At 69.0% G+C, this 13,806-nt stretch carries 16 protein-coding genes and 1 pseudogene; 3 read left to right on the plus strand and 14 right to left on the minus strand.

Features of this window, described 5'->3' with window-relative positions; translation table 11 throughout:
* Positions 1–54: 54 nt before the first annotated feature.
* The 11 genes from ABZ865_RS06430 to ABZ865_RS06480 form a co-directional block, all read right to left on the minus strand.
* Entirely contained in the window at positions 55–150 is a 96-nt protein-coding gene (locus ABZ865_RS06430) for a putative leader peptide (RefSeq protein ID WP_361224829.1), read from the minus strand.
* Positions 151–187: 37 nt separating this feature from the next.
* Positions 188–913 carry a GNAT family N-acetyltransferase gene (locus ABZ865_RS06435; RefSeq protein WP_361224833.1) on the minus strand — a complete coding sequence of 242 codons (726 nt, stop codon included), beginning with the start codon at positions 911–913 and terminating at the stop codon, positions 188–190.
* 89 nt (positions 914–1,002) lie between these two features.
* Entirely contained in the window at positions 1,003–2,028 is a 1,026-nt protein-coding gene (locus ABZ865_RS06440) for an ABC transporter substrate-binding protein (RefSeq protein ID WP_361224837.1), read from the minus strand.
* 64 nt (positions 2,029–2,092) lie between these two features.
* Positions 2,093–2,890 (minus strand): amino acid ABC transporter ATP-binding protein, encoded by a 798-nt coding sequence (locus tag ABZ865_RS06445; protein ID WP_361224840.1) that lies wholly within the window; start codon positions 2,888–2,890, stop codon positions 2,093–2,095.
* Entirely contained in the window at positions 2,887–3,867 is a 981-nt protein-coding gene (locus ABZ865_RS06450) for an amino acid ABC transporter permease (RefSeq protein ID WP_361224843.1), read from the minus strand. Before ABZ865_RS06450 ends, ABZ865_RS06445 begins: the two co-directional genes overlap by 4 nt.
* A 144-nt stretch (positions 3,868–4,011) precedes the next feature.
* Complete coding sequence (locus ABZ865_RS06455) at positions 4,012–4,458, minus strand: hypothetical protein (RefSeq protein ID WP_361224846.1); 447 nt, start codon at positions 4,456–4,458, stop codon at positions 4,012–4,014.
* Positions 4,451–5,776 (minus strand): LLM class flavin-dependent oxidoreductase, encoded by a 1,326-nt coding sequence (locus ABZ865_RS06460; RefSeq protein WP_361224848.1) that lies wholly within the window; start codon positions 5,774–5,776, stop codon positions 4,451–4,453. Before ABZ865_RS06460 ends, ABZ865_RS06455 begins: the two co-directional genes overlap by 8 nt.
* Positions 5,773–6,831, minus strand: a complete 1,059-nt coding sequence (locus tag ABZ865_RS06465; protein ID WP_361224851.1) for an aliphatic sulfonate ABC transporter substrate-binding protein — start codon at positions 6,829–6,831, stop codon at positions 5,773–5,775. The genes ABZ865_RS06460 and ABZ865_RS06465 overlap by 4 nt, the downstream gene beginning before the upstream one ends.
* Positions 6,832–6,873: 42 nt before the next feature.
* The gene (locus ABZ865_RS06470) at positions 6,874–7,605 is read right to left on the minus strand and encodes an ABC transporter ATP-binding protein (RefSeq protein WP_361224854.1); all 732 of its coding nucleotides are present in this window, start codon (positions 7,603–7,605) and stop codon (positions 6,874–6,876) included.
* Entirely contained in the window at positions 7,602–8,495 is an 894-nt protein-coding gene (locus ABZ865_RS06475) for an ABC transporter permease (protein WP_361224857.1), read from the minus strand. Before ABZ865_RS06475 ends, ABZ865_RS06470 begins: the two co-directional genes overlap by 4 nt.
* Positions 8,492–9,388, minus strand: coding sequence for a TauD/TfdA family dioxygenase (locus ABZ865_RS06480; protein WP_361224860.1), 897 nt, complete (start codon positions 9,386–9,388; stop codon positions 8,492–8,494). The genes ABZ865_RS06475 and ABZ865_RS06480 overlap by 4 nt, the downstream gene beginning before the upstream one ends.
* A gap of 857 nt (positions 9,389–10,245) precedes the next feature.
* Here ABZ865_RS06480 and ABZ865_RS06485 point away from each other — a divergent pair.
* Positions 10,246–10,449, plus strand: coding sequence for a helix-turn-helix domain-containing protein (locus ABZ865_RS06485; protein ID WP_361224863.1), 204 nt, complete (start codon positions 10,246–10,248; stop codon positions 10,447–10,449).
* A 335-nt stretch (positions 10,450–10,784) separates the two neighbouring features.
* Positions 10,785–11,189: an FKBP-type peptidyl-prolyl cis-trans isomerase gene (locus ABZ865_RS06490; protein WP_094221596.1), complete on the plus strand. Its 405-nt coding sequence runs from the start codon at positions 10,785–10,787 to the stop codon at positions 11,187–11,189.
* Between the two features lie 20 nt (positions 11,190–11,209).
* Here ABZ865_RS06490 and ABZ865_RS06495 read toward each other — a convergent pair.
* Positions 11,210–11,424: pseudogene (locus ABZ865_RS06495) on the minus strand (tyrosine-type recombinase/integrase); the annotation flags it as partial.
* Between the two features lie 447 nt (positions 11,425–11,871).
* Between ABZ865_RS06495 and ABZ865_RS06500 the strand changes: the two are divergent.
* Entirely contained in the window at positions 11,872–12,411 is a 540-nt protein-coding gene (locus tag ABZ865_RS06500; protein ID WP_361224867.1) for a manganese efflux pump, read from the plus strand.
* Here the strand turns inward: ABZ865_RS06500 and pqqE are convergent.
* Entirely contained in the window at positions 12,371–13,498 is a 1,128-nt protein-coding gene (pqqE, locus tag ABZ865_RS06505) for a pyrroloquinoline quinone biosynthesis protein PqqE (protein ID WP_361224870.1), read from the minus strand. The genes ABZ865_RS06500 and pqqE overlap by 41 nt on opposite strands.
* Positions 13,491–13,760, minus strand: a complete 270-nt coding sequence (pqqD, locus tag ABZ865_RS06510; RefSeq protein WP_293988689.1) for a pyrroloquinoline quinone biosynthesis peptide chaperone PqqD — start codon at positions 13,758–13,760, stop codon at positions 13,491–13,493. Before pqqD ends, pqqE begins: the two co-directional genes overlap by 8 nt.
* Positions 13,761–13,806: the final 46 nt, after the last annotated feature.

A 13,806-nucleotide genomic window follows, 5' to 3' on the forward strand; every position in this document is an offset into this window, starting at 1 on the left:
GGCGACCACAGGGAGATGGGGATGGGGGTCCCCCGGCCGAAGACTGGGGGAGGGTCAGGAACAACAGAGGGCGCCGGCCACGCGCTGGAGGTCGATGTGGGGCCGGCTGTGGAGGCGGACGGCACGCGGTGCACGTGTCACGCGGCCCACCTCCGAGTCATCGCCTTCGACAAGGACAACGGCACGGCTATGCCGTTTCTTCCAGTACGGCGGATTCGGTCTGCCGTACAAGTGAGAAGACCGTACGGCGGCGCAGGGTGAAGCCGATCGACTCGTACAACCGGATCGCGTTCGCGTTGTCGGCCCTGGCGTGCAGAAAGGGCTGCTCGCCACGCTCCTTGATGCCGGCCGCGACGGCGCGGACCAGGCGGGTGGCCAGACCCCGGCCGCGATACGCCGGGTCCGTGCACACGGCGCTGATCTCGGTCCAGCCGGGTGGATGGAGGCGTTCGCCGGCCAGGGCGATCAGGCGGCCGCGGTGGCGGATGCCCAGGTAGGTGCCCATCTCGACGGTGCGGGGCAGATAGGGGCCGGGTTCGGTGCGGGCGACCAGGTCGAGGATCTCGGGCACGTCGGCCGGGCCGAGCCGTACGGCCTCGGGGTCGGCCTCCGCGCGCAGGCCGGTGTCCACGAGCTGGACGCCGTGCCCGGTGCCGACGACCTCCCAGCCCTGCGGCGCCTCGGTGACGCCCCGCACCGAGGCGGTGCCACCGGGGCCGACGAGCGCGGCGAGGTCGACCCAGGCGCGCGGGTCGTTCTCGTCGGAGACGGCGTGGAAGGGAGCGACGTCCTGGTGATAGCGGGCGGCGTGGCCGATGCGTTCGGCGAGGTGGGCGTGGGGTCCGGTGAGCGCGGCCCAGGCGGGGTTGTCCAGGATGTGCGGGAAGCCGGCGTCGAGGGTGGTGACGGACATGGTGTGGCGGTCTCCGGGGTGCGGCTCGGGGTGTCCGGCGCGCGGGGACTCCATCGCGGGGCGGCGGTGGAGTCCCCGGCACGGGGTGGTCAGGAGTTGTCGAGCGGCAGGCCCGGCGGGTTGACCTCGGACTTGGCGACGGCCTCGTTGGAGAGGTTGTAGGCCTTGAGCCACCCGGCGTACTGACCGTTCTTGATCAGGTAGTTGATGGCGTCGGCGAGGGGCTTGGCGAGGCCGCTGTCCTTCTTCGCCGTTGCCGCGATCAGGCCCTGGAGGCTCGCGCCCGCGCCGGAGTAGGTGCCCGCGGTGCGGGTGGCGTTGGGCGTGTTCGCCGTCTGCTTGTTGTGGTAGGCGAAGCCGGGGTTGGGACCGAAGGACGCGTCGATCTTGCCGCTGTTCAGCGCGAGGTAGGTGCTGGGGCTGTCCTGGAAGTACTTGACGGTGAGCTTCTTGCCCTCCTTGGCCAGCTTGTCCTTCCACTCCAGGAGGATCTTCTCCTGGTTGGTGCCGGAGCCGACGGCGATCGTCTTGCCGGCGAGGTTCTCGTAGTTGCCGTCGAAGTTCCAGGTGCTCTTCTTCGGCACTATGAAGGCGAGGTTGTCCTGCCGGTAGGAGGCGAACTCGTATTTCTTCTTGCGCTCCTCGGTGTCGGTGACGTTGGAGAAGGCCACGTCGACCTTGCCGCTGTCGATGCCGACGAAGAGGTTCTCCCACGTGGAGTTCTTCACCTCGGGCTTGAGTCCGAAGACCGCGGCGACCAGGCGGCCGAGGTCGGGTTCGGAGCCGGTGAGGGTCTTCTGGTCGTCGCCGACGTAGGCCAGCGGCGGGAATCCGGCGGGCAGGGCGCCGATGCCGATCTCCAGCTTGCCGCTCTTCTTGATGGCGGCGGGCAGTTCGGCGCTGATGGACTTGACCTCGGAGACCTTGATGGTGGTCTGGGTGGCGGCGCCGTTGGAGACACGTCCGACGACGACCTCGCCGGACTTGGCGGCTTCGGTGGTGGTGGCCGCGTCGCTGTTGCCACCGCAGGCGGCGAGCCCGGTGGCCAGGGAGGCGACCGCGGTCGCCGCGGTGATGCCGCGTATCAGGCTGCGTCGGGTGAAGTCGGTGGGCATGGCCGTTCCTTGTCGCTGAAGGTGATGAGGGTGGCGTGGGGGGAGGTCTTGGGGGTGCGGCGGGTCAGAGGACCTTGCTGAGGAAGTCCCTGGTCCGCTCGTGCCGCGGCTGGTCGAGGACCTCGGAGGGCGGGCCCTGCTCGATGATCTTGCCGCCGTCGATGAAGACGACCCGGTCGGCGATCTCGCGGGCGAAGCCGATCTCGTGGGTGACGATGACCAGGGTGGTGCCGCTGGTCGCCAGGTCCTTGATGACGGCGAGGACTTCACCGACCAGTTCGGGATCGAGGGCGGAGGTGGGCTCGTCGAAGAGGATGACGCCGGGGCGCAGTGCGAGGGCGCGGGCGATGGCGACGCGCTGCTGCTGGCCGCCGGACAGTTGCCGCGGGTAGGCGCCGACGCGTTCACCGAGGCCGACCCGTTCGAGGAGTTCCTTGGCCAGCTGGCGCGCCTCGGGCTTGCCGAGCCTTCCGGTGGCCACGGGGGCGGCGGCCACGTTGTCCAGCACGGTCAGGTGCGGGAAGAGGTTGAAGTTCTGGAAGACGAACCCGATCCGCCCGCGTTGGGTGAGGATGGCCCGCTCGCTCAGCTCCTTCAGGCGGTCGCCGTGCCGCTTCACGCCGATCAGCTCGCCGTTGATGCTGACGTAGCCGATCTCGGGCTTCTCCAGGTGGTTGATGACCCGCAGCAGGGTGGACTTGCCGGAGCCGGAGGGGCCCAGGATGACGGTGACCTCGCCAGGGCGGACGGTCAGGTCGACGCCGTCCAGTACCCGGTGGGTGCCGTACCACTTGTGCACGTCGTGGACCTCGACGGTGGCGGCCTCGACGTCCTCCACGGCTTCGAGCGTCTCGGCGGTCATACGGCGGCCTCCCGGCGGATGCGGGCCCGCAGGTCCGAAAGACCGGTGCGGAGCTTCTGCAGTGGCGTCGGCGGCAGGCCCCGGGTGGCTCCGCGGGCGTAGTGCCGCTCGACGTAGAACTGGACGACGGAAACGATGCTGGTCAGGATCAGGTACCAGACGGTGACGACCAGCAGCAGCGGCACGATGTCGCCGGGGTAGGTGGAGCCCATGGTCTGCGCGGAGCCGAACAGGTCGAGCAGGGAGACGTAGAAGACCAGGGAGGTGCCCTTGATCAGGCCGATGAGCTGGTTGACGTAGTTCGGGATGATCGAGCGCAGCGCCTGCGGGAGGACGATCTTCCGGAACTGGTAGCTCTTGGGCAGGCCGAGCGCGGCGGCAGCCTCGTGCTGGCCCTGGTCGACAGAGAGGATGCCGCCGCGTACGACCTCGGCCGCGTAGGCGGCCTCGTTGAGGCTGAGGCCGACGACGGCGACGACCGTGTCGGTGGCGAGTCTCGACTCGTCGAAGGAGAAGAAGGCCGGCCCGAAGGGGATGCCGACGCTCACCGTCTTGTACAGGGCACTGAAGTTGTAGAGGAAGATCAGCACCACGATGAGCGGGATGGAGCGCAGCGCCCAGACGTAGGTCCAGCTGACCGCGCGCAGCACCGGGCTCTTCGAGAGCCGGCCCAGTGCGAGCACGATGCCGCCGACAAGGCCCAGCACCGCACTGTAGGCGGTGACTTCGAGGGTGATCAGCAGGCCGTCGAGGATGGTGGGGCGCAGGAACCAGTAGCTCCAGCGGCCCCACTGGTAGAAGGGGTTGGTCACCAGTCCGTGCACGAACTGGGCGACCAGGACGAGCACGACCGCGGTGAGGATCCAGCGGCCTGGCCGCCGCAGCGGAAGAACACGCTGAGCGGTGAGGGCTTTTGACGATTCCTCGGCGGTCGGCGCCTCGGCGAGGGTAACGGTGGCACCAGGGGGTTCACTCATGGTGGGCTCCGGCTGGGTGGGAACACCCCGGAAGCACGGCGGCATGCAACGGCGCACACGACGGCGAGGTACCGGGGGCGGGGAGGGCAACGGCACACCGCGGGCGCGGTGTTCGTCAGGGAATGCGAGGGCTGCGGGGAGGTGTCAGCCTCGACACCGGGCGCGGCCGCCCGGTGCGGTACACAGTGCGCTGTTCACGCGGAGCAGATCGACGGCACGATCGGCGACGAGCAGGGTCAGCAGGCTCGCGTACGGCTGTGCGCAGCCCTGGGGGCGGCGCGGGCGGCGTGCGCCGGCCTTGTCGTCAAGGCGGAACAAGGCGAGCAGTTCGTCAGCTCGCCGGGCGGCCGCCTTCCGGCCGATGCCGTGGTATCCGGCGATCAGTGTGGTCTTCCCGGCGCCGTTCGGGCCGAGCAGCCCGAAGAAGGCGCCGTCCGGTATCTCCAGGTCGAGCCCGGCCACCGCGGTGAAGCCGTCTTCGTAGGTCTTGCGAAGGCCCTCGACCCGCCGTGCGGGCGGACTCCCGCCGCTCCGGGAAGTGGAAGCGGCGGGAGTCGCGAGCGGACCGCCCACGGAAAGCGGTTCAGCCATGGAACTGGTTCGCCGGGACCGGGAGCCCGTAGTGCTCGCGCAGGGTCGTACCCTCGTACTCCTCGCGGAACAGGCCCTTGCCCCGCAGGATCGGCAGCACATGCTCCACGAAGGCCGCGAGGCCGGACGGCAGGGCGGGCGCCATGATGTTGAACCCGTCCGCAGCACCGCCCTCGAACCAGGCGATGATCGTGTCCGCGATCTGCTCGGGCGTGCCGACGAACTCGAAGTGGCCGCGCCCGCCGCCGAGCCGGGAGATGATCTGCCGGACCGTCAGCCGCTCACGCACCGCGAGATCGATGATCAGGTCGGAACGGCTCTGCGAGCCCTCCAGCTTCGGCTTGGCGAGGACGAAGTCCGGCAGCGGCTCGTCGAGTGCGAAGACCGATGGCTCGGTCTCGAACACGGCGGCCAACTGGCGCAGCCCGTACTCCGGAATGCGCAGCTCGTCGAACTGCCGCGCGAGCGCCCGGGCCTCCTCCTCGGTCGACCCGATGTACGGGACGATCCCGGGCAAGACGATCACTCCGTTCGGGTCGCGGCCCGCTGCCCGGGTCCGCACCTTGATGTCGGCGTAGAAGGCGGCCGCGCGCTCGTACGTCGTGTGCGCGGTGAAGATCGCCTCTGCGTGGCGGGCCGCGAAGTCCTTGCCGTCCTCCGAGGAGCCGGCCTGGACGAGGAGCGGGTAGCCCTGCGGGGGACGCTCGACATTGAGGGGGCCGGCCACCTTGAAGTACCGGCCCCGGTGGTCGAGGCGGTGCAGACGCGCGGGGTCGGCGTAGCGTCCGGTGGCCCTGTCCGCGAGGACGGCATCGGCGTCCCAGCTGTCCCACAGCGCCTTGGCGACCTTCAGGAACTCGTCGGCGCGGGCGTAGCGTTCGGCGTGGCCGGGACGGTCGTCGAGGCCGAAGTTGGCGGCCTCGTCGGCTCCGGCGGAGGTGACGATGTTCCAGCCGGCGCGTCCGCCGCTGACGTGGTCGACGGACGCGAGCCGACGGGCGAGGTTGTAGGGCTCGTTGTAGGTCGACGACACGGTCGCGATGAGGCCGATCCTGCTGGTCGCCTGGGACAGCGCGGTCAGCAGGGTCAGCGGTTCGAGCTGGCCCGGCGGCCGGAACTCGCCGGTTCCGATGAGGGCCGGGCCGTCCGCGAGGAACAGCGAGTCGAACTTGGCGCTCTCGGCCAGCTGCGCCAGTTCGATCCAGTGCCGCAGGTCGAAGTCCGCCCGGGGGTTGCTGTCCGGGAGCCGCCACGCCGCCTCGTGGTGGCCCGCCTCCATGAGGAAGGCGTTGAGGTGGAGCCGCCGCCTCGCGCTCATGAGGTGACCTTCAGCTTGGAGCTGTCGTAGCCGGCCGGGAGGAGGTTGTCGGTGATCGACTTGACGTCGACCTTCTTGGTGATCTGGCCCGCCTCCAGGAAGGCGTCGGCGAGCTTCTGCTCCAGCTCGACGTCCGACTGCTCCACCGGGGTCACCCGGTTCGAGTAGGCGGCCAGGGACGCCTTGGCGTCGTCCAGCGGGATGCCCTGCTCCTTCGAGAGCGCCTGCGCGTACTTGTCAGGATTCTTGACGGCCCAGGCGAACTCTCGCGAAAGCCTCTTCAGGACGTCCGTGAGAGCAGCGCGTTTGGTCTTGTCCTTCAGCGACGTGTCACTGGCGACATAGTAGCTGCTCGTCTGGTCGATCGGCGGGAGACCCTTCACCAGGATCCGCGCCCCGTTCTTGACCGCGATCGCGGACTGGGGGTTCCAGATCGACCAGGCGTCCACCTTGCCTGTGTTGAACGCCGTCGCGCCGGCTGCCGGGTCGAGGAAGGTCAGCTTCACGTCCTTGGGGGTGAGGCCGGCGCTCTTCAGCGCGTTCAGGGCCAGACCGTGGGCCGAACTGCCCTGCGGAACAGCGATCTTCTTGCCCTTGAGGTCGGCTGCCGTCTTCAGCTTCGAGCCCTTCGGCACGATGATGTTCTCCCCCGCCTGGTCGGGCCTGAGCGAGCGGTTGACGGCGACGACCTTGAAGCCGTACTCCTTCGCGGCACCCGTGATCGGTGGCACGTCGCCGACGCTGCCGAGGTCGATGTCGCCCGAGGCCGCGGCCTGCACGAGCGGTGGGCCGTAGGTGAACCGGGCGAACTTCACCTTGTACGGCGCGTTGTCGAACACGCCGGTGATCTTCGCCAGCTCCTGGCTGCCATCACCGCCGTTGTCGCCGATGGTGAAGGTGTACTTGCTCCACTCGGGGTGCTTGGCGTCACTCGTGTCGGCGGCGTTGCTCAGCGGCGCGTCGGTGTCCGACGACGACGATCCGCAGGCGACCAGGGTGCCCGCCAGGGCGAGCGAGCCGACGGCGCCGATGAGTCTGGTGGTTCTCGTTCGCATGGTTGTCGTGCTTTCTGTGCTGGGTGAGGGTATTCGGGGAAGTCAGTGCTGGCCGGCGAGGCCGAGGTCTGCCAGGAGCCGGGCGCGGAGTTCCTCGCGTGCGACGCTCGCCTCACGGTCTGCGGCAGAGAGGTGCACGTCGTGCGAGGTGCCGATGCGGCCGTTGCTCATGACGACGATGCGGTCCGCCAGGGCGATCGCCTCGTCGACGTCGTGGGTGACGAGCAGCATGGCGGCGTGGTGCTTGGTCCGCAGCGCTCGTACGAGGTCGTGCATGCGCAGCCGTGTGATGGCGTCGAGGGCCGCGAACGGCTCGTCGAGCAGGACGAGTTCCGGTTCCGAGACCAGTGCCCGCGCGAGCGACACCCGCTGGGCCTCGCCGCCGGAGAGCTCCTTGGGCCATGCCTTCTCACGGCCCGAGAGTCCGACCTCGGCGAGCACGTCGCGGGCCCGCTGTTCCGCCTCGGGTCCGTGCAGGCCGAGCGTGACGTTGCGCAGGACCCGCTGCCACGGCAGCAGCCGGTCGGCCTGGAAGACGATCGCACGCCGTGCGGGGACCTCCACGCGCCCTCCGTCGGGACGGTCCAGTCCGGCGAGCAGCCGCAGAAGGGTGCTCTTGCCGCAGCCCGACGGGCCGAGCAGGATCACCAACTCCCCGTCGGCGATGGTGAGGTCGAGGTGGTCGAGCACCACCCGGTCACCGAACTGACGGACCACCTGCTCGACGGCGACCCCGGTCTGCCGACGGGGCTCGGTCGCGACTGTGCTGCTCATGACGCCTCATAACTGGGTCGCCACCGCAGCAGCACCCGCTCGAGAGCCCGGACGAACTGGTCGGCGAGCAGACCGAGCAGCGAGTAGATCACCAGCCCCACGAAGACCTGGTTGGTCTGGAGATAGGTCTGCCCCTGAGTGATGAGGAAGCCGAGTCCCTTGTCGGCGTTGACCGTTTCGGCGGCGACGAGGCCCAGGACGCTGTATGCGAGGGAGAAACGGAGTCCGACCAGGAACCCCGGCAGGGCTCCGGGCACCAGCACCCGCGTCACCAGGCGCCAGGTGCTCGCGCCCGTCGTGCGTGCCATCTCGATCAGGCGCTGGTCGACGCCCCTGATCGCGGCGAACAGGTTGAGATACATCGGGACGCCGGCGCCGAAGGAGATCAGCAGCACCTTCGTGAGTTCGTCGATGCCGAACCACACGATCATCAGCGGCAGCACCGCCAGCAGCGGAATCGTGTTGAGCACCTGCACGACACCGTTGAACAGGTACTCACCGCTGCGCAGCAGTCCGCCGAGCACCCCGGTGACGATGCCCACCGTCAGCCCGATCGCGAGACCGATGCCGGCTCGCTGCAGCGAGATGGCCAGGTCCGGCCCGAGCACACCTTGCTGCCACAGATCGGCGGCGGACTTCACGATGGAGCTCGGTGCCGGCGCGTAGGTCTTCGCCGGCACTCCGGCCCGGGCGAGCACCTCCCAGGCGATGAGGATCACGACGGGAGTCGTGTAGATGCCCAGCGGCCAGCGCAGGCGCTCGCGGAGTATGGTGAGCGGCGTTCGACGGCGGGCGTCGCGCGGCAGGAACACCTCGCGTTCCCGCGCGCTCGGCGTCTCGGTGTCCGGGCTCTCGGTGACCGCGGGCGCCTTGAGGCTGAGCTCGGTCATGCCGCCACCTCCAGCACGCTGCTGTAGTGCGAGGCGTCGCCGACGAGTTGCTCGCTGTGGCGTCCGTCGACGCCGACCGGAACGTCTCCGGCGATCGTCACCCGGTTGAGGCGGCGCGGGTGGTCGTCGTAGTTGTCCACCCCGTAGTGCTGGGTGATCCGGTTGTCGAAGATCAGCAGCTGGTTGGGCGCCCAGGTCCAGCGCAGGATGTTCTCCGGACGCGTCACGTACGACTGGAGGATGCGCAGCAGATCGGCCGACTCGCTGCCCGACAGGCCGACGATGCGCTTGGCGAACCCGCCGATGAACAGTCCGCGTTCGCCGGTCAGCGGATGCAGCCGCACTACCGGATGCTCAGCCTCGTAGGGCGTCGAGACGAAGGCGCGGTCGTACTCCTGCCGCTGCGCCGTCGTGGCCGAAGGGCGGGCGTAGTCGTACTGGTTGGTGTGCACGACGCGCAGCGAGTCCGCGAGGGCCCGCAGCGGTTCGGGCAGATCGCGGTAGGCCGCGGCGGCGTTCGCGATGAGCGTCTCGCCGCCGTACGGCGTGGTCACGACCGACCGCAGCGTGGTGGCCTGCGGCGGGTTGACCACGAAGGAGACGTCTGTGTGCCACTCGTTGGCCTTGGACGTCTCACTGTCGACGGCGAGCACGTTCGTCGTACCGTCGACGGCCGGCACGTTCGGGTGAGCGGTGGTGAGGTCTCCGAACCACCCGGCCACACGCTCCTGACCGGCATTGTCGAGGTTCACCTCGTCGAACACGATCGCCTTGTGCTCGTTGAGGGCGTCACGGAGCGCCGTGACCGTCAGGGGGTCGGGCGGCGCGGCGAGGTCGACGCCCTCGACGACCGCGCCGATGCGGCCAGTGAGTTTGCGGATGGACGGAGGCATGAGGGGGTCCCTCCCGGACAGATGGGGCACGCCAAGGGGTGCTGGAGATCGGGCGTTGGGTAAATGGGCTGGTACTGCACAGGACTGATCGGCCACACGCGGAACGCGGCGCTGGGCGGACCGGAGAGAAGAACACGTGGCCGCGGGACCGCTACAGCCGCGTTCTCAGCGACCGCGTCGGCGTGGCGAACAGGTACCCGGCTCACACGAGAAGGAGAGGAGACGGGGAGCCCTCAGGAGGTGGAGACGACGATCCCGCGGGGAGGCATCGCAGTGTGGGCGGCTTCGCACCGCCGCTGCCAGGCACGCGCCATGGACGCACACCGGCCGCCGCCGGGGAGCACTTCCCGGGTCAGCGACAACAAAACGCGCTGGAGACGTGCGCCAGATCGATGTGGCGCCGCCGGGTCAGGTCCACGCGCGGGTTCATGGTTCGGGAGTTCAGCAGATGTCCACCAGGCTGGTCAAGAACTTCCCGGGCAGGTCTTGCATTGCGGACACGGAGAACGTCTCAACCTCTTCGGGACACGCTCACGCCACCTTCCGGCAGCAACGAACGGGAGGGCACGCCCACGGGGTCGGGTATGATCGCCCCGCACGTCGCCGGTCTCCTGGCCGCTGTACCAACGGCATGGCGTCTTCCGCCACACCGGCACCCTCCGCTCGGTCACCTACCGCCCGGGCGCACCGGGACCGCACTTCCCGCGGCTTTGGCCGAGGCCCTGCGTGACGCGGCGGCGGCGTTCGAGGGGTCCCCGCGACCGGAGTGGACGGATTCCGCGTCAGCCACCAGGAGACCCTGCGGGCCTACCGGATCGCCGCGGAGACCGACGCCGCGCCGGTCACCCTGCACCGCGATGTCGAACTCGTCAGCTGTCTGGCCGCCGACATCGCCGCGGGCCAAGGCCGCCGAATCACTGAGCGTGCACAAGAACACGGTGCTCTATCGAATGCAGCAGGTCGAGGAATCGCTGCCGCAGCCGCTCGACGAACGCAAGATGCCCCTCGAGGTCGCTCTCCGAGTGGTGGCCACGCTCGGTGACCGAGTTCTTCCGGAGTGAACACCGAACGGACGCCACACGAAAAGCCGCCCACGCACGGGTCGGTCAAGCGGGGGCGCCCATGGCGAATCATCGTAGATCGCTCCGTGCGCCACTTTCACCCATTTTCTGCAGCGTTCCGGTGCCCACTGGGTCGAGACCGAGGCATCGCCGTTGTCCACACCGTCTTTGACGACTTCGTGCCGTCACCCGATGCCGGCGGCGACGCGTGCCGCTGGCGTACATCGGCTGTGCGAAAGATCATCACGTGTTGTCGCTGGATCTGGTGTGCTCCGGGGACCGGCATTCTCGGTAGCGTGATCTGCTGGCTTCCGACGGAGAGTGATGAGGCTGCAATGAGTGAACTGACGAAGCCCGAGGTCGACGTTCCGGAGGGTGACGCTCCTACCGAGCTGACCATCCGGGACCTGATCGTCGGGGACGGGGCTGAGGTAAAGCCGGGCATGGTGGTCAGGGTCCACTATGTCGGGGTGACCTTCGAGTCCGGGAAGGAGTTCGATGCCTCCTGGGACCGGGGCCAGCCGTTCAAGTTCGCCCTGGGCAGTGGCAAGGTCATCAAGGGCTGGGACCGGGGGGTGAGGGGGATGAAGGTCGGCGGTCGCCGCGAGATCATCGTTCCCCCGCGTCTCGGCTACGGCAATCAGTCGCCCTCGCCGTTGATCCCGGCGGGCTCGACCCTGGTCTTCGTGGTGGACCTGCTGGACTCGTATTCCAGCACAACCGGGTGGAGCAACGCCTAGCACCCCGGACCGCTCCTCCCCATGGACTTGTGGCCCATCCATTCCGCCACGCCGGTGATCGGAATCCCGTTCCCAAGCGCGTTCGAGGCGAAGTAGTGCCGGAAGCTGTACATGTCGACACCGTCCTCCGCCGAGAGGTTCTTGAGGAGCCTCTGCACACGGCGGCGTTCCATCAGCTGCGTGTGGTAACCGCTTGGACCGCGCAGCAGATAGTCGTCCGGCCCGATCCTGGCCGTGATCGGCGGCGTCGGGGCCGTCTCTGCGATCGGTGCGATGCGGATACCCGCCCTCGCGGTGCTGGCAGTGGCAGCGGTCGCCGGGATCTTCGTCGTACGCCGACGTCGACGGGCAGCGGCCTGCCGCACCGCTCCATCCCGCGCCGCTCTCGGCATGCCCACCTTCGGCCCTCCGCACAAGGACAGCACACCGACGGGCCGAGGAAGCCGGCGGCCCTCGGCAGACGGGAGAGAGCGGCAATTGTGTGGCCCGGATAACGCCACCTACGAGATGGTCGAAATGAGGCGCGCAGGTTCAATCAGCGAGCCCTCATGGGAGCGGGAAATCTTCCGGAAAGCGGCTTGCCGGGTTTATTCCGCGAACCATCTGAGATACTATGTAGAATTATGGATTCAAGCCGAGGCAGAGTCGTTTTCGCCGACGCCGGTCGCCATCGGGCATCGCCATGATCTGGGAAATACTGGTCCTGGGTTTTGTACTCAGTCTCGACAATTTCCGGGTATCGATCGCGCTCGGCACGGTCCCATTCGGTTTGAAGCGCGCGGTGCAGGTGGCGCTGACCTTCGGGCTGATGGACGCGATTATGCCCCTGGTCGGGCTGTTGATCGGTCACCAGATCGGGGAGTCCGTCGGGGACGTCGCCGATGTGGTGGGCGCCGCCGCGCTTGGCGGGTATGGTCTCTACCTCGTCATCTCGGCCCTTCGGAACCCCGAGCCGGACGAGTTGGACCACCCGTGGGCGTTGTTCGGCATCCCGTTGACGCTGAGCCTGGACAACTTGTTCGCTGGGGCGAGCCTGGGGGTCCTTGGGCTCTCGCCGTGGTTCTCGGCCGCCGTCTTCGGTGTCATGACGGCGGCGTTGTCGCTGGTCGGGCTGCAGCTCGGACGTGCCGCGGCGCGTCTCATCCGGATCCGCTCGGACCTGCTGAGCGGGGTCACCTTGATCATCGCCGCTGCGGCGCTGCCGTTGTGGTCCGGTGGCTGAGCCGACCGGGGCGGTGCGCGCGGGGGACCAGCGGAAGATCGTCGTCCCGCGAGTCGGCGTTGGCGGCCTCGACGGCCTGGGCGACCAGGTCGTGGTCGGGCGACAGGTAGCAGACCGGGTCGGTGCGGGCGGCGTCGCCGGTGAGCAGGAACGCCTGGCAGCGGCACCCGCCGAAGTCCACCTCTCGCCGGAAGCAGCTCCGGCAGGGCTCCGGCATCCAGTCGGTCCCCCGGAACGCGGTCATCACCGGGGACTCGGCCCAGATCCACCGCAGCGAGTCCTCCCGCACGCTGGCCCGCGGCAACGGCAGGGACTGGGCGGCCGGGCAGGGCAGAACGTCGCCGTTCGGCGTCACGGTCAGTTGTCGGGAGGCCCAGCCGCCCATGCAGGGCTTCGGGTAGCGGCTGTAGTAATCGGGGATGACGTAGATGACGTCCATGCGGTCCCGCAGCCGCTCGCGGGCGGCCCGCACGACGACCTCGGCCGCCTCGAGCTGGGCCCGGCTCGGCAGCAGCGCGTCACGGTTTCGCCAGGCCCAGCCGTAGTACTGGGTGTTGGCCAGCTCCAGCCGGTCGGCGCCCACCTCCTCGGCCAGCCCGATCACCTCGGCGACGCGGTCGATGTTGAGCCGGTGCAGCACGACGTTCATGGTGAGCGGCCAGCCCAGCTCCTTGACCACGCCCATCGCCTCGATCTTGCGTTGGAAGGACGGGGTCCCCGCGATCCGGTCGCACACGGTCGGTTCGTCGGCCTGGATGCTGATCTGCACGTGGTCCAGGCCGACGGCCCGCAGCTGCTCGGCCCTCGGACGCGAGAGCCCGAGGGCGCTGGTGATGAGGTTGGTGTAGAGGCCCAGGTCGTGGGCGTCCGCCACGATCTCCACCAGGTCGCGCCGCAGCAGCGGTTCCCCGCCGGACAGGTGGCACTGCAGAACCCCCAGGTCACTGGCCTCGACCAGCACCCGCCGCCACTCGTCGGTGGCCAGCTCGTCCTGGTATCCGGCCATGTTGAGCGGGTTGGAGCAGTACGGGCAGGCCAGCGGGCAGCGGTAGGTGAGCTCGGCGAGCAGGCCGTACGGGCTATCCATCGCTGAGCTCCAGCCAGCGCCGGGCGACGAGCCGGTCCAAGAACTGCCGCACCTCGTCCTCGGGGACGGTCTGGTAGCGGGCGCCGAGCTCGGTCACGATCTCGGCCACGGTGTGCCGCCCGTCGCACAGCTCGAGGACGGCCGCGCCGCTGCCGTTCAGCACCACCACCGTCTCGGGGTGCAGCAGGACCTTGCGCTGCCTGGTCCGGCAGAAGGTCAGCCGGACATGGCGCGCAAGCCTGGGCCGGTCCGAGCCGGACACGCCGACGCCGGGTCGGGTCCTGGTTCTGGTCCGGGTCGTTCCGGTC

Origin of the sequence: Streptomyces sp. NPDC047085 (assembly GCF_040643735.1) — a bacterium.
In the GTDB taxonomy this organism is placed as follows: domain Bacteria; phylum Actinomycetota; class Actinomycetes; order Streptomycetales; family Streptomycetaceae; genus Streptomyces.